A 16,922-nucleotide genomic window follows, 5' to 3' on the forward strand; every position below is an offset into this window, starting at 1 on the left:
CTCTGCCTGCCCCCGGTCGAGGGGGTCAGCGTGGCCCGCCGCCGGTCTGCAGCAATTGGGCCACCACCGCCATCGCAATCACCTCCGGTGCCTTGCCCTCGATGCCCGGCACGCCGATCGGGCAGGTCATGCGGTCGATCGCCTGCTGCGCGACGCCCTGTGCCTGCAGCCGGTGAATGAAGCGCTCGCGCTTGGTCTTCGAGCCGATCAGCCCGAAGTAGCGGAAATCGCCACGCCGGAGGATGGCTTCGGTGATGCGCAGGTCGAGATCGTGGCGGTGCGTCAGGACCAGGTAGCACGCGCCCGACGGGGCGTTGGCCACCTCGGCCTCGACCGCGTCGACGCACAGCCGCTCCACCTGCGGCGGCCAGCCCTGGGGCCAGGACGACGGGAACTCGTGCTCCCGCTCGTCGATCCACTGCACGCTGCAGGGCAACGTAGAGAGCAGGCGCACGATGGCCCGGCCCACATGGCCGGCGCCGTAGAGCTGCAGGTGGAACAGCGGCGCCTGCTCCGGCCAGCGGGTCAGCACGGACTCGGTCAACGCAGCGAAGCGCAGCGTGACCACCCCGCCGCAGCACTGGCCCAGCGTGGGCCCGAGCGCATAGCGCTGCTCGAAGTCGTCGCCGGGGCCCATCGGCAGGCTGCGGCGCGCGAGGTCGATCGCCTCCAGCTCGAGGTGGCCGCCGCCGATGGTGCCGAGCGCGTGTGCAGCGCTGACCAGCATGCGGGTGCCCGCTTCGCGCGGCGCCGAGCCTTGCGTGGCGAGCACCTCGACCATCACGGCCGGCTCACCCCGGGCCAGCCACTCGCGGGCGGCGTGTTTCATGGCGCGCGTCGGGTCCGCACGGCGCTCAGCACCGACTCGGGTGTCGCCGGCGCGTGCAGCACCACCGGCTCGCGCCGCTCGGGCGCCACCGCAGCGACGGCATCGCGCAGCGCCTCGTAGACCGAGATCGCCAGCATGAAGGGCGGCTCGCCGACGGCCTTGGAGCCGAACACGTTGTCCTCGCGGTTGGGCTCGGGCCACAGCGCCACCTTGAAATGCCGCGGCACGTCGCCGGCGGTGGGGATCTTGTAGGTGCTCGGCGCATGCGTGGCGAGCTTGCCGTCGGCGTTCCACTTCAGCTCTTCGGTCGTCAACCAGCCCATGCCCTGCACGAAACCGCCCTCGATCTGACCGATGTCGATGGCCGGGTTCAGGCTGCGGCCCACGTCGTGCAGGATGTCGACGGCCAGCACCCTGTTCTCGCCGGTCAGCGTGTCGACGACCACCTCGGTGCACGCGGCGCCGTAGGCGAAGTAGTAGAACGGGCGGCCGCTCAGCGTGTGCTTGTCGTAGTGGATCTTGGGCGTGGCGTAGAAGCCGTCGGACCACAGCTGCACCCGCGCGATGTAGGCCGCGTGCACGACGTCGCCGAAGTCGCGCGCCTCCTGCGGCGTGACCACCTTGCCGCCGGCGAACACCACCGAGGCCGCGTCACAGCCCTGGTGCTGCGCGACGAACTCGGCCAGCCGCTGTCGTATCTGGCGCGCGGCGAACTGTGCCGCCCGGCCGTTGAGGTCGGTGCCGCTCGACGCCGCGGTCGCCGACGCGTTGGGCACCTTGCTGGTGTCGCTGGCGGTGATGCGCACGCGCTCGAACGGTACGCCCAGTTCGTCGGCCACGATCTGGCACACCTTGGTGTGCAGGCCCTGGCCCATCTCGGTGCCGCCGTGGTTCACCTGCACCGTGCCGTCGCCATAGACGTGGACCAGCGCGCCGGCCTGGTTGAAGAAGGTCGCGGTGAACGAGATGCCGAACTTGACCGGCGTGATCGCCAGCCCGCGCTTGAGCACCGGGTGCCGCGCGTTCCATTGCTCGATGCGCGCGCGCCGTTCCGGGTAGCGGCTGTCGGCGGCGAGTCGTGCCACCAGCTGCGGCGCGATGTTGTCCTCGACCGCCATGCCGTAGTGCGTGACATGGCGCCCGGGGGGGCCGTAGAAGTTGCGTTCGCGCACCATCAGCGGGTCGAGCCCCAGGTGGCGTGCGATGTCGCCCAGCACCGCCTCGGTGGCGATCATGCCCTGCGGGCCGCCGAAACCTCGGAAGGCGGTGTTGCTCTGCGTGTGCGTCTTGCAGCGGTAGGAGTCGATCTCGACGTGCTCGAGGAAGTAGGCATTGTCGACGTGGAACACCGCGCGGTCGTTGACCGGGCCGGACAGGTCGGCGGAGAAGCCGCATTGCGACGCCAGCATCAGCTGCAACCCGAGAATGCGGCCCCTGTCGTCGAAGCCCACGGTGTAGCGGTACAGGAAGTTGTGCCGCTTGCCCGTGACCATGAAGTCGTCGATGCGCTCCAGCCGCAGTTTCACCGGACGCAAGAACTTGCGTGCGGCCAGCGCAGCCCACACCGCCAGGTGCCCGGCCTGCGTTTCCTTGCCACCGAAGCCGCCGCCCATGCGCCGGCATTCGACGCGCACATGGTGGTGGTCCAGCCCCAACGCGTCGGCGACCCAATGCTGCACCTCGCCGGGGTGCTGCGTCGAGCTGTGGATCAGCCAGCCGTCCTGCTCCTGCGCAATGGCATAGGCGACCTGCCCTTCGAGATAGAAGTGCTCCTGGCCACCGACGGAGAACTCGCCGCTCAAGGTGTGCGGCGCGGCCGCGATGGCCGCCGGCGCATCGCCGCGCTTCAGGTGCACCGGCGGCAGCACGTAGCTCTGCGCCTGCAAGGCCTGCTCGATCGTCAGCACGGCCGGCAGCGCCGCGATGTCGCAACGCACCTGGCGGACCGCCCTGCGCGCACCATTCACGGTGGTGGCGACGACGAGCCCGATCACCTGGCCCACGTGCTCGACCGTGTCGATCGCGAAGATCGGCTCGTCGTGCGCCGTGACGGCGAAGCGCTGGTCGCCGGGGACGTCGGCCGCGGTGACGAGGCCGACCACCCCCGGCTGCTGCAGCGCCGCGGCCGCGTCGATGCCGCGCAGCCTGCCGTGGGCGACCGGGCTCAGGATGGGGGCCGCGTACAGCGTGCCTTTGAGTTCGGGGATGTCGTCGACGTATGTGGCGGTGCCGCCGACCTGCGCGCGCGCGCTTTCGTGCGGGTGCGGCTGGCCGCACGCCGCGGCGGGGGGGAACAGGTCGGGCGCGTTCATGGCGTGGCTCCGTCGAGGGCGGCGAGCGTCAGACCCTCGAGGTTCAGCGAGGTGGTGCCCTGGCTTTCCAGCCAGTAGCGCCACAGCAGGTTGCCGGCGGCTTCGCGCCGGTAGTCGGCGCTCGCGCGCATGTCGCTGATCGGCGAGAACTCTCGGCGCAGTGCCTGCATCGCCGCGCGTACCGTCGTTTCGTTCCAGGGCTGCCCCAGCAGTGCCGCTTCGGTCTGCAGCGCGCGTTGCGGCGTGGCGGCCAGGCCGCCGGCGCCAATGCTCGCGGCAGCCACGCGGCCCTGGTCGAACTCCAGCCGCAATGCCAGGCACACGGCCGAGATGTCGTCGTCGAAGCGCTTCGACAGCTTGTAGGCGCGCAGCAGCCCACGCGGCGGCAACGGCACCAGCACGTGCGTCAGTACTTCGTCGGCGGCGAGCACGTTGCGGCGATAGCCGGTGTAGAAGTCTTCCAGCGGCAGTTCGCGCATGCCGCGTGCGCTTTGCAGGCGCAACTGCGCGCCCAGCGCGATCAGCAGCGGCATCGAGTCGCCGATCGGCGAGCCGTTGGCGACGTTGCCGCCCAGCGTGCCCGACTCGCGCACCGGCAGCCCGGCGAAGCGGGCGGCGAACACCTGCAACCCGGGCCACTGCGCGACCAGCGCTGCGTAGGCGTCGCTCAAACGGGCGGCGGCGCCGATCTCGAGCCGGCCACCGGTGTCTTCGATGCGCTGCAACTCACGCACGCCGGTGACGTCCAGCGTGGTGTCGAAGTGCATGTGCAGCTTGGTGACCCACAGGCCGACATCGGTGCAGCCGGCGATGACCTGCGCATGCGGGTGCCGCGAGCGCAGCGCCAGCAACTCCGCCAGCGTCTGCGGGCGCAACGCGGGCCCTTCGAGCGCCGGCTGCGTGCGCAAGGACTTCAACTGCTCGACCAGCGCGGCTTCGTCGACCCGGCGCACCGGGTACTGCACCATCTGCTGCGTCGCGTCGATGATCGGCCGGTAGCCGGTGCAGCGGCACAGGTTGCCGGACAACGCCTCCTGCGCGGTTTCCCGCGTCACCGGCTGCGGGGTATCGCAGGCCACGCGCTGCTGGTAGAGCCCGAACATCGACATCGCGAACCCGGGGGTGCAATAGCCGCACTGCGAACCGTGGCAGTCGACCAGCGCCTGCTGCACCGGGTGCAGGCTGCCGTCGGGGCGCTGCAGGTCTTCGACCGTCCACAGCGCGCAGCCGTCGATCGATGCGACGAAGCGTATGCAGCTGTTGACGGCCCGGTAGCGCAGGCGCTCGGCACCCGGTGCACCCGTCAACTCGCCCAACACGACGGTGCAGGCACCGCAGTCGCCCTCGCCGCAGCCCTCCTTGGTGCCGGTCGCGCCCGCGTCGTCTCGCAGCCAGTCGAGCAGCGTTCGCGTGGGCTGCACGTCGGCCAGCGAGACGACCTGGCCTTGGCGGATGAAACGGACGGGGCGGTTGGGCATGGGAGCGGGCGCGCGTATCGGGAGATACCCGAAAGGTACATCGTCGTCACCCTCTGTCTATACGAGAATGCGCATACAGGGTATTTGCAAGGACGTATGGCCGAGCGCAACGAATTCGACAAGATCGAGCTCCATCTCGTCAGGGTCCTGCACACGTTGATCACCGAACGCAGCGTTTCGCGCGCCGCCATGAAGCTCGATCTCTCGCAGCCTGCCGTCAGCGCCCACCTGCGGCGGCTGCGGCAGGTCACGGGCGACGTGCTGCTGGTGCGTTCCGGCAACGGCATGGCGCCGACCCCGGTGGCGCTGGAACTCGCCGAGCCGGCCGCCGAACTGCTGCAGCAGGCCGACCGGCTGTTCGGCCGCCGGCAACGCAGCCGCAGCTTCGAGCCGGCCAACAGCGAGCAGGCCTTTCGGGTGGCGGCCAGCGACTACCTGGACCCGCTGTTCCTGCCCCAACTGGTCACCACGCTCAAGCGCGCGGCCCCGGGCGTGCGGCTCGACCTGCTGCCGCTGTCGGGCGAGTTCGACGTGCAGCGCCGGCTCTCCGGCGGCGACGTCGACCTGGTCGTCGGCAACTGGCTCGAGCCTCCCGAAGACCTGCACCTGGGCCGGCTGCTGACCGACGAGGTGGTATGCCTGGTGGCGCATGACCACCCCGCGGTGCGCAACCCGCGCGCGTGGACGGTCGAGAAGTACCTGGCCAGCGAGCACGTCGCCCCGACACCGCTGCACACCGGTCGCGGGGCGCGGGGCGTCATCGATGCCCACCTCGAGGCACAGGGCTTGGTGCGCCAGGTCACGGTGCGCAGTGCACACTTCGGGCAGATCCCGCAGATGGTGGCCGGCAGCCTGCTGGTGCTGACCACCGGGCGGCAGTTCTGCCAACGCTATGTCGACCAGCTGCCGGTGAAGGCCGTGCGCTGCCCGGTGGCCTTCCCGCCGATGAGCTACTACCAGCTGTGGCACGACCGCACCCACCCGTCGGCTGCGCACCGCTGGCTGCGCGAGCAGGTGCGCGACGTGGCCCGCAACCTGGTGGCCCGCAAAGAGACGACACGATGACCCAACGCCTGGCGGTACGCGCCGACCTGCTCGACTTTCCCGAAGACCCCGGTTGGCAGGTCGACGCAGGCGCGGCGGTTCGTTTCCGGGCGGACCACTGGCTGCTGGTCGAGGACGGCCGGATCACCGGTGCGCAGCCGGGCGACGAGCCCCCGGGCGAGGGCTGGGCGTGCGTCGACCAGCGCGGCCGGCTGGTCCTGCCCGGCTTCGTCGACACCCATGTGCACGCGCCGCAGCTCGACGTGATCGCCAGCTTCGGCACCGAGCTGCTGGAGTGGCTGAACACCTACACCTTCCCGGCCGAACGCAAGTACGCCGACGCCGGCGAAGCCGAGCGCGGCTCGGCGCTGTTCCTCGACTCGCTGCTGGCCTGCGGCACGACGGCCGCATCGGTGTTCCCGACCGTGCACAAGGTCTCGGCGGAGGCGCTGTTCCAGGCTGCCGGGCAGCGCGACATGCGCGTGCTGACCGGCAAGGTGCTGATGGACCGGCATGCCCCCGACGGGCTGCGCGACGACGTCGAGCAGGCCGAGCGCGACTGCACCGACCTGATCGAGCGCTGGCACGGCAAGGGCCGCGCCGCCTACTCGGTGACACCGCGCTTCGCAGCCACGTCGACCCGCGAGCAACTGCACATGGCGGGCCGGCTGTGCGCCACCCACCCGGGCCTCTACCTGCAGACGCACGTGGCCGAGAACCGCGCCGAGGTGCGCTGGATGGCCGAGCTGTTCCCCGAAGCGCGCAGCTATCTCGACATCTACGTGCAGCACGGCCTGATGACGCCACGCTCGGTGTTCGCGCACGGCATCTGGCTCGACGACACCGACCGCGAGGTGCTGCGCGAGGCCGGCGCCAGCATCGCGTTCTGCCCGTCGAGCAACATGTTCATCGGCTCCGGGCTGTTCGACTGGGGCAAGACCGAAGGGCAGGGCGTGCACGTCAACCTGGGCAGCGACGTCGGCGGCGGCACGGCGCTGTCGATGCTGCGCACGATGGCCGACGGCTACAAGGTGCTGGCGCTCCAGGGCCAGAAGCTCACCGCCTGGAAGGCGCTCTACAGCGCGACCCACGGCGCGGCGCGTCACTTGCGGCTATCGCACGAGATCGGCCACTTCGCGCCCGGTACACTGGCCGACTTCGTGGTGTGGGACTGGGCGCAGGGCCCTGTCGCCCGGCGGCGCATCGAAGTGGCGCGCGACTTGCATGAGCGCGTGTTCGCATGGATGACGCTGGGCGACGAGCGCAACGTCGTCTCCACCTGGGTGGCGGGCCGCGAGCTGTATCGCAGGCCGGACCTCGCATGAACAGCGCCATGCTCCGACTCGAACTCCGCGACATCAGCAAGCAGTACCCCGCGGTCAAGGCCAACGACGGCGTCAACCTGAAGGTCTCGCCCGGCGAGATCCACGCCGTGCTCGGCGAGAACGGCGCCGGCAAGTCGACGCTGATGAAGATCATCTACGGCGCGGTGCGGCCCGACGAAGGCGAGATCCTCTTCAACGGCCAGCCGGTCGCCGTGCGCAACCCGCATGAAGCACGCCAGCTGGGCATCAGCATGGTGTTCCAGCACTTCTCGCTGTTCGACACACTGACTGCCGCCGAGAACGTCTGGCTGGGCCTCGACAGGCGCATGAGCCTGGCGCAGGTCAGCGAGCGCATCCGCGCGGTTTCCGGCCAGTACGGGCTCGACGTCGACCCGCAGCGGCCGGTGCATACGCTCAGCGTCGGCGAACGCCAGCGCGTCGAGATCGTGCGCGCGCTGCTGACCGACCCGCAGTTGCTGATCCTCGACGAGCCGACCTCGGTGCTGACGCCGCAGGCGGTCGAGAAGCTGTTCGTCACGTTGCGCCAGTTGGCGGCCACCGGCTGCTCCATCCTCTACATCAGCCACAAGCTCGACGAGATCCGCGCGTTGTGCCATCACTGCACGGTCTTGCGCAGCGGCCGCGTCACCGGGGAGGTCGACCCCACGCAGGAAACCAACGCCAGCCTGTCGCGCCTGATGATCGGCGCCGAGCCGCCGCAGCTGGTGCACCGCGCCATGAAGAGCGGTGGCGTTGCGCTGAGCGTGCGCGACCTGTCGCTCGCCAGGTCGCACCCTTTCGGCACCGCGCTCGACGGCGTCGGCTTCGAGCTGCATGCCGGCGAAGTGCTGGGCATCGCCGGCGTATCGGGCAATGGTCAGCAGGAGCTGCTGGCGGCGCTGTCCGGCGAAGACCTGCGTGCACCCAGGGGCTCGGTGCAGCTGTTCGGTCGTGACATCGCGCGCCACTCGCCGCGCAGGCGCCGCCACGAAGGCCTGCATTTCGTTCCCGAGGAGCGGCTGGGCCGGGGGGCGGTGCCGACCATGTCGCTGGCCGAGAACACGCTGTTGACGCGCACCGAGGCGGTGAACGCGCGCACCGGCTGGGTCCGCGTGGGCGCGGTGCGCGCGCTGGCACAGCACCTGGTCACGCGCTTCAACGTCAAGGCCGGCGGGCCCGAGGCGCCGGCGCGCAGCCTGTCAGGCGGCAACCTGCAGAAGTTCATCGTCGGCCGCGAGATCGAGGCGGCACCGAAGGTGCTGATCGTCGCCCAGCCCACCTGGGGCGTCGACGTCGGCGCAGCCGCGCAGATCCGCAGCGAGCTGCTGAGCCTGCGCGATGCCGGCTGCGCGGTGCTGGTCGTCAGCGAGGAACTGGAAGAGCTGTTCGAGATCTGCGACCGCCTCGTGGTGATCGCGCAAGGGCGCATGTCGCCGCCGGTGGCGGCGTCGCAGGCGACCGTCGAGCAGATCGGCGCGTGGATGAGCGGGCTGTGGCCTCGCGAAACCGAACCGAAGGCAGACGCCGAGGTGGCCCATGCTCAAGCTTGAAGCTCGCCCGCAGGCTTCGAAGGCGATGTCCATCGCCTCGCCGCTGCTGGCGCTCGCGATCACCGTCGTGCTCGGGGTGCTGCTGTTCGCCGCGCTCGGCAAGGACCCGGTGCGCGGGCTGCAGGTGTTCTTCTACGAGCCCGTCAAGAGCGGCTATGCCTTGAGCGAGCTGGCGGTCAAGGCCACGCCGCTGATCCTGATCGCGCTGGGCCTGGCCCTGTGCTTCCGCTCCAACGTCTGGAACATCGGCGCCGAAGGGCAGTACATCCTGGGCGCCGTGTTCGCCGGCGGCGTGGCTATGCAGGCCGGGCCGGACACCGGCCGCTGGATCGTCGTGGCGATCCTGCTCGCCGGCATCGTCGGCGGCATGCTGTGGGCCGGCATCGTCGCGCTGCTGCGCGACCGCTTCAACGCCAACGAGATCCTCGTCAGCCTGATGCTGGTCTACGTCGCCGGCATGGTGCTGAGCTATCTGGTCTACGGGCCGTGGAAAGACCCGCAGGGCTACAACTTCCCGCAGACCATCACCTTCCTCGAGGCCACCAAGGTGCCCCGCCTGTTCCCCGGCCTGCGCGTGAACATCGGGCTGCTGATCGCGCTGGCGATGGTGGCAGCGTTCTGGGTGTTCCTGTTCCGCACCTACGCCGGCTTCCAGCTCCAGGTGGGCGGGCTGGCGCCCATGGCTGCGCGCTATGCCGGCTTCTCGTCACGCCGCTCGCTGTGGCTGGCGCTGCTGGCGTCCGGCGGCATGGCCGGGCTGGCCGGTGGCCTGGAGGCCGCCGGGCCGCTCGGGCAGCTCACGCCCTACGTGCCGGTCGGCTACGGCTTCGCGGCCATCATCGTGGCCTTCGTCGGGCGGTTGCACCCGGTCGGCATCGTGTTCTCGGCCCTGCTGATGAGCATGTTCTACATCGGCGGCGAACTCGCGCAGTCGCGCATGGGCTTGCCGAAGTCGATCACCGGCGTGTTCCAGGGGCTGCTGCTGTTCACGCTGCTGGCCTGCGACACCCTGATCCACTACCGCGTACGCTGGCAGGCCGGCTCCGCCAAGGCGCAACCGCTGGCCCCCGGAAAAGCCTGACCATGGAATCCATCGCACTGCTGATCGCCGCCACGCTGAATGCCGGCACCGTGCTGGCGCTGGCCGGGCTCGGCCTGCTGATCAACGAACGCGCCGGCATCGTCAACCTGGGCGCCGAAGGCATGATGCTGGTGGCCGCCATCGCCGGCTTCGCCACGGCCGTGCACACCGGCAGCGACGTGCTCGCGTTCGCCGCGGGCGCGGGGGCCGGCGCGCTGATGGCGGCGGCCTTCGGCGTGCTGGTGATCTGGTTCAACACCAACCAGTACGCCTCGGGGCTGGCGCTCAGCCTGTTCGGCGCCGGCTTCTCGGCCTTCGTCGGCATCGGCTACACACAGGCCCAGCTGTCCGAGCGCATGCGCTTCGAGATGCCGGTGCTGGCCGACATCCCGTTCGTGGGGCCCGCGTTGTTCAGGCAGCACCCCATGGTGTACCTGGCGATCGTGCTCGCGCTCGGCCTGGCGTGGTTCCTGTACCGCTCGCGCGACGGGCTGGTGCTGCGCGCGGTCGGCGAATCGCCCGAATCGGCGCATGCGCTGGGCTACCCGGTGCGCCGCCTGCGGCTGTTGGCGGTGACGACCGGCGGTGCGTTGTGCGGCGTCGCGGGGGCCTACGTCTCGGTCGTCTACACGCCGCTGTGGGTCGAAGGCATGATCGCCGGCAAAGGCTGGATCGCGCTGGCGCTCACCACCTTCGCCACCTGGCGACCGGCACGGGTGTTGCTTGGCGCCTACCTGTTCGGCGGCGTGACGATGCTGCAGTTCCATCTTCAGGGCCAGGGCGTGCAGGTCGCGAGCCAGGTGCTCACGGCGCTGCCCTACCTGGCGACGATCGTGGTGCTGGTGCTGATCTCGCGCAACCCGACGTGGATCCGGGTGAACATGCCGGCCTCGCTGGGCAAGCCCTTCTACCCGGGCAGTTGATTCCCCATAATCTTTGTTTTCCTTCCCGCTCTTTCGAAAGACACCGTCATGACCGACCTGAACAAACGTTCCCTGCTGAGGCTCGCGGGGCTGAGCTCGCTGGTGGCGGCCGCTGCCCTGGCAGGCTGCGGCAAGAAAGAAGAAGCGCCCGCGCCAGCGCCCACGCCGGTGAGCGAAGCGCCTGCGCCGGCGGCCGAGCCGCTGAAGATCGCGTTTGCCTACGTCGGGCCGGTGGGCGACGCCGGCTGGACCTTCGCCCACGACCGCGCGCGCAAGGAACTCGAGGCCGAGTTCGGCAACAAGATCGTCACCAGCTACGTCGAGAACGTGCCCGAGGCCGCCGACGCCGAGCGGGTGATCCGCGACATGGTCGGCCAGGGCAACAAGATGGTGTTCGGCACCACCTTCGGCTACATGGAGTCGATGCTCAAGGTGGCGGCCGACCACAAGGACGTGAAGTTCGAGCACGCCACCGGCTACAAGACGGCCGACAACATGCGCACCTACGACTCGCGCACCTATGAAGGCGCCTACATGGCCGGCGTCATCGCCGGCAAGATGACCCAGAGCAACACCCTCGGTGTCGTCGCGTCCATTCCCATCCCCGAGGTGATCCGCAACATCAACTCGTTCACGCTGGGCGCGCAGTCGGTCAACCCGGCCGTCAAGACCAAGGTGGTGTGGGTGAACACCTGGTACGACCCGGCCAAGGAAGGCGACGCGGCCCAGGCGCTGATCAACCAGGGCGCCGACGTGCTGATGCAGAACACCGACTCCTCGGCCGTGCTGAAGACGGCCGAGAAGGCCGGCAAGCTCGGCTTCGGCTGGGATTCCGACATGAGCGCCTTCGGCCCGAGCGCCCACCTGGGCTCGGCGGTCATCAACTGGGGCCCGTACTACAAGAAGGCGGTCGGCGACGTGCTCAACGGCACCTGGACCACCGGCGCGTCGTGGTGGGGCGTCAAGGAAGGCGCGATCGACCTGGTGTCCGTCTCCGACAAGGTGCCGGCCGACGTGAAGGCGCAGGTCGAGAAGATCAAGGCCGGCCTGAAGGACGGCAGCTTCGTGATCTGGAAGGGCCCGATCGCTGGCCAGGACGGCAAGGAGCTGCTGCCCAAGGACGCGGTCGCCGACGACAAGTTCCTGCACGGCATCAACTGGTACGTGAAGGGCGTCGAAGGCAAGCTGCCCTCCGGCAAGTAAGCCGCTCGCGAGCACCGACAGGCCGCCGCGGTGAGAACCCGGCGGCCTGTGTCTTTGCTGCACACGCACCCATGAAAGAGCACTTGCTGTGGCACCCGGTGTGCGGGGCCGACGAACTGAAGGGCGCACCGCTGCCGGTGCGCCTGCTCGAACGCGAGCTGGTGCTGTGGCGCGATGCGGCGGGCCAGGCGCGTGCCTTCACCGACCGCTGCCCGCATCGCGGCGCCAGGCTGTCGCTCGGCCGCGTGCAGCAGGGCGTGCTGGAGTGCCCGTACCACGGCTGGCAGTTCGACGCTGGCGGGCAATGCGTGAAAGTGCCCGCGCTGCCTGCGTTCCAGCCGCCAGCGGGGCACAAGGCCTGCACCCATGCGGTGGCCGAACAGGCCGGCCTGCTGTGGGTGCGGCTCGACGGCGACGCGCCGGTCCCGTCGCTCGACGGCGAGCACGACGCCCGCCTGCGCAAGCTCACGGTGGGCCCCTACGACGTGGCCAGCAGCGCACCGCGCATCGTCGAGAACTTCCTCGACCTGTCGCACTTCGGGCTGGTGCACGAGGGCTGGCTGGGCGACCGCGCCCACCTGGCGCAGCACGACTACCGCGTTGAAGCGAGCGCGGCCGGCCTGCTGGCGACCGGCTGCAAGGCCTGGCAACCGCGGAGCAACCGATTGTCGAGCGTGGGCAGCGAGGTGGAATACACCTATGCCGTTACCGCGCCGTACACCGCGGTGCTGACCAAGCTGCCCGCGCAGCAGGGCGGCTACCGCGACGTGATTTCGCTGCTGGTGTGCCCGACGGAGCTCGAGCGCAGCCGTGTTTGGTTCCGCCTGGCGGTGACCGACTTCGACTCGACCGACGACGAGCTGCGCGCCTTCCAGCACACCATCTTCACGCAGGACCAGCCCGTGCTGGAATCGCAGACACCGCGCCGCCTGCCGCTTTCAGGCGGTGAGCTGCACAGTGCCGCCGACCGCTTGAGCGCCGCCTACTGCCGCTACCTGCGCGAGCAGGGCATCACTTTTGGAGTGTGCTGACCATGTACGAGACCATCGCCCGACACCGCCTGCCCGAGTTGCTGCGCGCCATGCCCAAGGCCGAGCTGCACATCCACATCGAAGGCTCGCTGGAGCCCGAGCTGATCTTCGCGCTGGCGCAGCGCAACCACGTGGGGCTGGCCTACCCGAGCATCGAGGCGCTGCGTGCGGCCTATGCCTTCACCGACCTGCAGAGCTTTCTGGACATCTATTACGCCGGCGCCAGCGTGTTGCTCACACAGGAAGACTTCCACGACATGGCATGGGCCTACCTGACGAAGGCCGCCGCCGAGAACGTGCTGCACGCCGAGATCTTCTTCGACCCGCAGACCCACACCGCGCGCGGCGTGAGCATGGGCACCGTGATCCAGGGCTTGAAGCGTGCCGTCGACCGCGCACAGGCCGAACTGGGCATCAGTGCCGCGCTGATCCTTTGCTTCCTGCGCCACCTGAGCGAGGAAGACGCGCTGCAGACGCTGGAAGCGGCCGTGCCCTACCGCGGACACTTCATCGGCGTGGGCCTCGATTCGAGCGAGCGCGGCCACCCGCCCGAAAAGTTCGCGCGCGTGTACGCCCGCTGCCGCGAGCTGGGCCTGCGCCTGGTGGCACACGCCGGCGAAGAAGGCCCGCCCGAATACATCCGCAACGCGCTCGACGTGCTGAAGGTCGAACGCATCGACCATGGCGTGCGCTGCGTCGAAGACCCGGCCCTGGTGCAGCGCCTGGCGCGCGAGCGCGTGCCGCTGACGGTGTGCCCCTTGTCCAACGTCAAGCTGTGCGTGTTCGGCACGATGGCCGAGCACAACCTGGGACAATTGCTCGCCGCGGGCCTGGTGGCCACCGTCAATTCCGACGACCCGGCCTACTTCGGCGGATACCTCAACCAGAACTACCTCGACACCTTCGCGGCGCTGCCGCAGCTGGACGCCGGCCACGCCTACACCTTGGCGCGCAACAGCTTCGAGGCCAGTTTTGCGAGCGACGCCGACAAGGCCCGCTGGATCGCCCGGCTCGACGACACCTTCGCCCGCTTCCAGCCATAGAACACCGTGCCGGCGGCTCCGCGCCCCAGGAGCCGCCAGCCTTGCCCGGGGCCATGTAGAGGAACACCATGTACAAAAACCTCAGGCGCGCCATGCTGGCCGTCTCCGTGTTGGCCGCGCTCCTTCCCGCTGCTGCCGCGCAGCCGCCCGCTGCGCCGCTGAAAATCGGCTTCGTGTTCGTCAGCCCGGTCGGCGAAGCCGGCTGGACCTACCAGCACAACCTGGGCCGGCTCGAACTGGAAAAACAGCTCGGCCCCCGCGTGCAGACCACGTTCATCGAGAACGTTGCCGAAGGCGCCGACGCCGAACGCGTGATCCGCGACCTGGCACAGCAGGGCCACCGGCTGATCTTCACCACCAGCTTCGGCTACATGGACCCGACCCTCAAGGTGGCGGCCGACTTCCCGCAGGTGGCCTTCGAGCACATGGGCGGCTACAAGACCGCGGCCAACATGGCCACCTACAACGCCCGCTTCTACGAAGGCCGCTACCTGGCCGGCATGGTGGCCGGCCGCATGAGCAAGACGGGCCAAGCCGGCTATGTGGCCGGCTTCCCGGTGCCCGAGGTGGTGCAGGGTCTCAACGCCTTCACGCTCGGCATGCGTGCCGTCAACCCCAAGGCGCAGGTGAAGGTGGTGTGGCTGAACCACTGGTTCGACCCGGCGCGCGAACGCGAGGCCGCGATGACGCTGGTGAACCAGGGGGCCGACGTGATCACCCATCACAGCGCGTCGACGGCTGCCATCCAGGCCGCCGAAGCACGCGGCGCGATGAGCATCCCGTACCACAGCGACATGCGTGCGCTGGCGCCCCGGGGCCAGCTGACCGCGGTGACCCACCACTGGGGCGAGTTCTACACCCGCACCGCGCGCGAGGTGCTGGAAGGCCGCTGGAAGCCGCAGGCCTACACCGGCGGGCTGAAAGAAGGCGCGGTGCGGCTGGCGTCCTTCGGGGCCCAGGTGCCCAAGGCCGTGGCCGCCCAGGTGCGCGCGCGCGAGCACGCCATTGCCAGCGGCGTGTTCCACCCCTTCTCGGGCCGCATCGTCGACAACGAGGGCCAGGTGCGCCTGACCGGCGGCACCATGGACGAACAGGCGTTGGCGACGATGGACTATTTCGTAGAGGGCGTGGCGGGCAGCTTCCCGAAGCGCTGAGGGCACCGCCCCTGACCCGTCACGCGCGTGCGAACGCCAGCAACTGGTTGTTGGCCGGCATGGCCACCCGATCGCGCAGCACCAAACCACGCGTGCGCGCTTCGTCGGCCACCGCTTCCAGCTCGCGCACGCCCCAGCGCACATCGCGGCTGCGCAGGTCGGCATCGAAGGCCGCATTGCTCTCGGCGGTGTGTGCGCCGCCGATGCGGTAGGGCCCGTAAAGCACCAGCTGCCCGGTGGCTGCCAGGTGCCGCTGCGCGCCGTCGAGCAGGCCCAGGCAGGCCGCCCACGGCGCGATGTGGATCATGTTGGCGCAATAGATCAGGTCGTACTCGCCTTGCACCGGCCAGCTCGCGCTGGTGACGTCGAGCCGCACCGGCGATTCCACGTTGCTCAGCCCCGCATCACGTGTCCACGCCGCGATCGACGGAAAGGTGGCGACTTCGTGTTCGGTCGGCTGCCAGCGCCAGCCGGGCAGGGCGGCGGCGAAGTGCGCGGCGTGCTGCCCGGTGCCGCTGGCGACTTCGAGGGCGCGGCCTGTCGGGGGCAACCAGCGCAGCAGCTCGACAAGGATGGGCGGGCCGTTGCGCTCGGCGGCGGGGCTGTGAAGGCGGGTGGAAGACATCACGCCATTGTGCGCATCAAATCCGCAGCGTGCCGCCCCGGGGACCGGACACGCCTGCCCATGCAGGGGGGCGGGTGCTGCGCGGCCCCAGGCCAACACTCAGCGCGTTCTCTTGAACTCGAGCGAGTCGACGCGTTGCCGGCCGGTGACTTCGGTCGTCTGCTGCCAGTGGACGTGCTGCGCCCAACTGCTGCTGAGCTGCACCCGGTAGGTGGTGGCGCGGCGCAGGGTCATCGACGCCAGCGCCTTGCGCATTTCCTCAGCTGCTTCCGGGCGGCCGGCGGCCTGGATCATCGGCTGCAACAGCTCGCCGGTCACCTCTGCCAGCGCGGCGCGGTCGATCTCCTCGTCGACCTGCAGTTCCATTGCTGCACCAGCCGGCTCGGTGGCCCGCGTCGAGATGCTCATCGTCGACTGGATCGACCCGCCGCCGAACGGCGAAGGCATCGACGATGTCATCCGCACGGTCTCGCCTTCCGGGAAGCTGCCGCCAAGCGGCGAGTACAGCACGGCCGCGTCCCGCGCTGCCACCGAGAGCAGCCGTTCGTCGGTGCCGGTCAGCTGAGCCATCAGGGCCTGCATCGCGGCCGTGGCCTTCTCGTCGAACGGCACGGGGCCCGACGGCCCCCCAGCTTCTGCGCGAAGGCGTTGAGCCGTGCCCGGACCTCGGCGGCATTGACCAGCCGAACCGGCTGCGCCGATGCGTTGAACTCGATGTCCATGGTGAAGCGCGTCGCGTCACCGAGGGTGGCTTTCAAATCTGCCGGCAGGTTGCTCGTCACACCGTCGATCACCGTGTCGGTCTTTCAGCGCTGCAGCGAACCCCGTCTGTCAGCCCGCAGTACGTCGATCGTGAGCACGCCCTGCGTGCAGCCCTCCAGCGGCCGCGCAGGATGGCTGGATTTTCTGCAACGCGTGACGTCATAGGCCGCGCCATCGCCGGCCTACCAGTTCGGGTGCCAATCGATGTCGGCAGCGTGAGCGTGCAGGGCGGCGCACGCGAGCAGCAGGGCGGCGAGGGAGCGCATGACGAGGGGCGAGGGGAAGCGAGAAGAGGGAATGGTAACGATGCGGATGGGCGCAAAGTCACTTTCGACCCGATGCAGCCCTTCGTTTGTGAGCTATGCGCGAGCAAAGGGCGCCGGGTAGCCGACTCCGCTCATGTCCCCCGGGATGGGCTACGCCCATCCCTCCTCCTTACTTCGCTGCGTCGGCCACCCGGCACCCTTTGCCTGAGCGGCTCGCTGCCTTCGAAGTCGCGAACAACGTGCGGTGGTGGATCGGGCCGGCGGGGTGTTCTGCGCAGCGAAGTAAAGGAGGAGCG

General features: G+C 69.6%; 15 protein-coding genes. 9 read left to right on the forward strand and 6 right to left on the reverse strand.

Translation table 11 applies throughout. The features are described from left to right. Positions 1-25 precede the first annotated feature (25 nt). Genes xdhC through xdhA form a run of 3 tightly spaced genes read right to left on the reverse strand, consistent with a single transcriptional unit; the run spans position 26 to position 4,619 of the window. Complete coding sequence (xdhC, locus tag M8A51_RS23820) at positions 26-829, reverse strand: xanthine dehydrogenase accessory protein XdhC (protein WP_251781079.1); 804 nt, start codon at positions 827-829, stop codon at positions 26-28. Further along, positions 826-3,141: a xanthine dehydrogenase molybdopterin binding subunit gene (gene xdhB / locus M8A51_RS23825; protein WP_251781081.1), complete on the reverse strand. Its 2,316-nt coding sequence runs from the start codon at positions 3,139-3,141 to the stop codon at positions 826-828. Before xdhB ends, xdhC begins: the two co-directional genes overlap by 4 nt. Beyond that, complete coding sequence (gene xdhA, locus M8A51_RS23830; RefSeq protein ID WP_251781083.1) at positions 3,138-4,619, reverse strand: xanthine dehydrogenase small subunit; 1,482 nt, start codon at positions 4,617-4,619, stop codon at positions 3,138-3,140. The genes xdhB and xdhA overlap by 4 nt, the downstream gene beginning before the upstream one ends. 96 nt (positions 4,620-4,715) lie before the next feature. Between xdhA and M8A51_RS23835 the strand changes: the two genes are divergently transcribed. The 9 genes from M8A51_RS23835 (at position 4,716) to M8A51_RS23875 (ending at position 14,973) form a co-directional block, all read left to right on the forward strand. After that, a complete protein-coding gene (locus tag M8A51_RS23835; RefSeq protein WP_251781085.1) occupies positions 4,716-5,684 on the forward strand; it encodes a LysR family transcriptional regulator in 969 nt (322 codons plus the stop codon). After that, a complete protein-coding gene (gene guaD, locus M8A51_RS23840) occupies positions 5,681-6,988 on the forward strand; it encodes a guanine deaminase (RefSeq protein WP_251781086.1) in 1,308 nt (435 codons plus the stop codon). The genes M8A51_RS23835 and guaD overlap by 4 nt, the downstream gene beginning before the upstream one ends. Positions 6,989-6,996: 8 nt before the next feature. Beyond that, positions 6,997-8,538, forward strand: a complete 1,542-nt coding sequence (locus tag M8A51_RS23845; RefSeq protein WP_251781088.1) for an ABC transporter ATP-binding protein — start codon at positions 6,997-6,999, stop codon at positions 8,536-8,538. Continuing rightward, on the forward strand, positions 8,525-9,619 hold the full coding sequence (locus M8A51_RS23850) for an ABC transporter permease (RefSeq protein ID WP_251781090.1): 1,095 nt from the start codon (positions 8,525-8,527) through the stop codon (positions 9,617-9,619). The genes M8A51_RS23845 and M8A51_RS23850 overlap by 14 nt, the downstream gene beginning before the upstream one ends. Before the next feature lie 2 nt (positions 9,620-9,621). Next, positions 9,622-10,542, forward strand: a complete 921-nt coding sequence (locus M8A51_RS23855; protein ID WP_251781092.1) for an ABC transporter permease — start codon at positions 9,622-9,624, stop codon at positions 10,540-10,542. 48 nt (positions 10,543-10,590) lie between these two features. Beyond that, the gene (locus M8A51_RS23860; RefSeq protein WP_251781093.1) at positions 10,591-11,745 is read left to right on the forward strand and encodes a BMP family ABC transporter substrate-binding protein; all 1,155 of its coding nucleotides are present in this window, start codon (positions 10,591-10,593) and stop codon (positions 11,743-11,745) included. A gap of 71 nt (positions 11,746-11,816) precedes the next feature. Continuing rightward, a complete protein-coding gene (locus tag M8A51_RS23865; RefSeq protein ID WP_251781095.1) occupies positions 11,817-12,776 on the forward strand; it encodes an aromatic ring-hydroxylating oxygenase subunit alpha in 960 nt (319 codons plus the stop codon). Positions 12,777-12,778: 2 nt separating this feature from the next. After that, entirely contained in the window at positions 12,779-13,819 is a 1,041-nt protein-coding gene (locus M8A51_RS23870; protein WP_251781097.1) for an adenosine deaminase, read from the forward strand. 68 nt (positions 13,820-13,887) lie between these two features. Then, on the forward strand, positions 13,888-14,973 hold the full coding sequence (locus tag M8A51_RS23875) for a BMP family ABC transporter substrate-binding protein (RefSeq protein WP_251781099.1): 1,086 nt from the start codon (positions 13,888-13,890) through the stop codon (positions 14,971-14,973). A gap of 19 nt (positions 14,974-14,992) precedes the next feature. Here the strand turns inward: M8A51_RS23875 and M8A51_RS23880 are convergent, their stop codons facing one another. The 3 genes from M8A51_RS23880 to M8A51_RS23890 form a co-directional block, all read right to left on the reverse strand. After that, positions 14,993-15,598: a DUF938 domain-containing protein gene (locus M8A51_RS23880; protein ID WP_251781101.1), complete on the reverse strand. Its 606-nt coding sequence runs from the start codon at positions 15,596-15,598 to the stop codon at positions 14,993-14,995. 99 nt (positions 15,599-15,697) lie between these two features. Then, positions 15,698-16,168 carry a hypothetical protein gene (locus tag M8A51_RS23885; RefSeq protein ID WP_251781103.1) on the reverse strand — a complete coding sequence of 157 codons (471 nt, stop codon included), beginning with the start codon at positions 16,166-16,168 and terminating at the stop codon, positions 15,698-15,700. Further along, positions 16,168-16,392 carry a hypothetical protein gene (locus M8A51_RS23890; RefSeq protein WP_251781104.1) on the reverse strand — a complete coding sequence of 75 codons (225 nt, stop codon included), beginning with the start codon at positions 16,390-16,392 and terminating at the stop codon, positions 16,168-16,170. Before M8A51_RS23890 ends, M8A51_RS23885 begins: the two co-directional genes overlap by 1 nt. Positions 16,393-16,922 lie beyond the last annotated feature (530 nt).

This window comes from Caldimonas mangrovi (assembly GCF_023721835.1).
Classification (GTDB): domain Bacteria; phylum Pseudomonadota; class Gammaproteobacteria; order Burkholderiales; family Burkholderiaceae_C; genus Caldimonas; species Caldimonas mangrovi.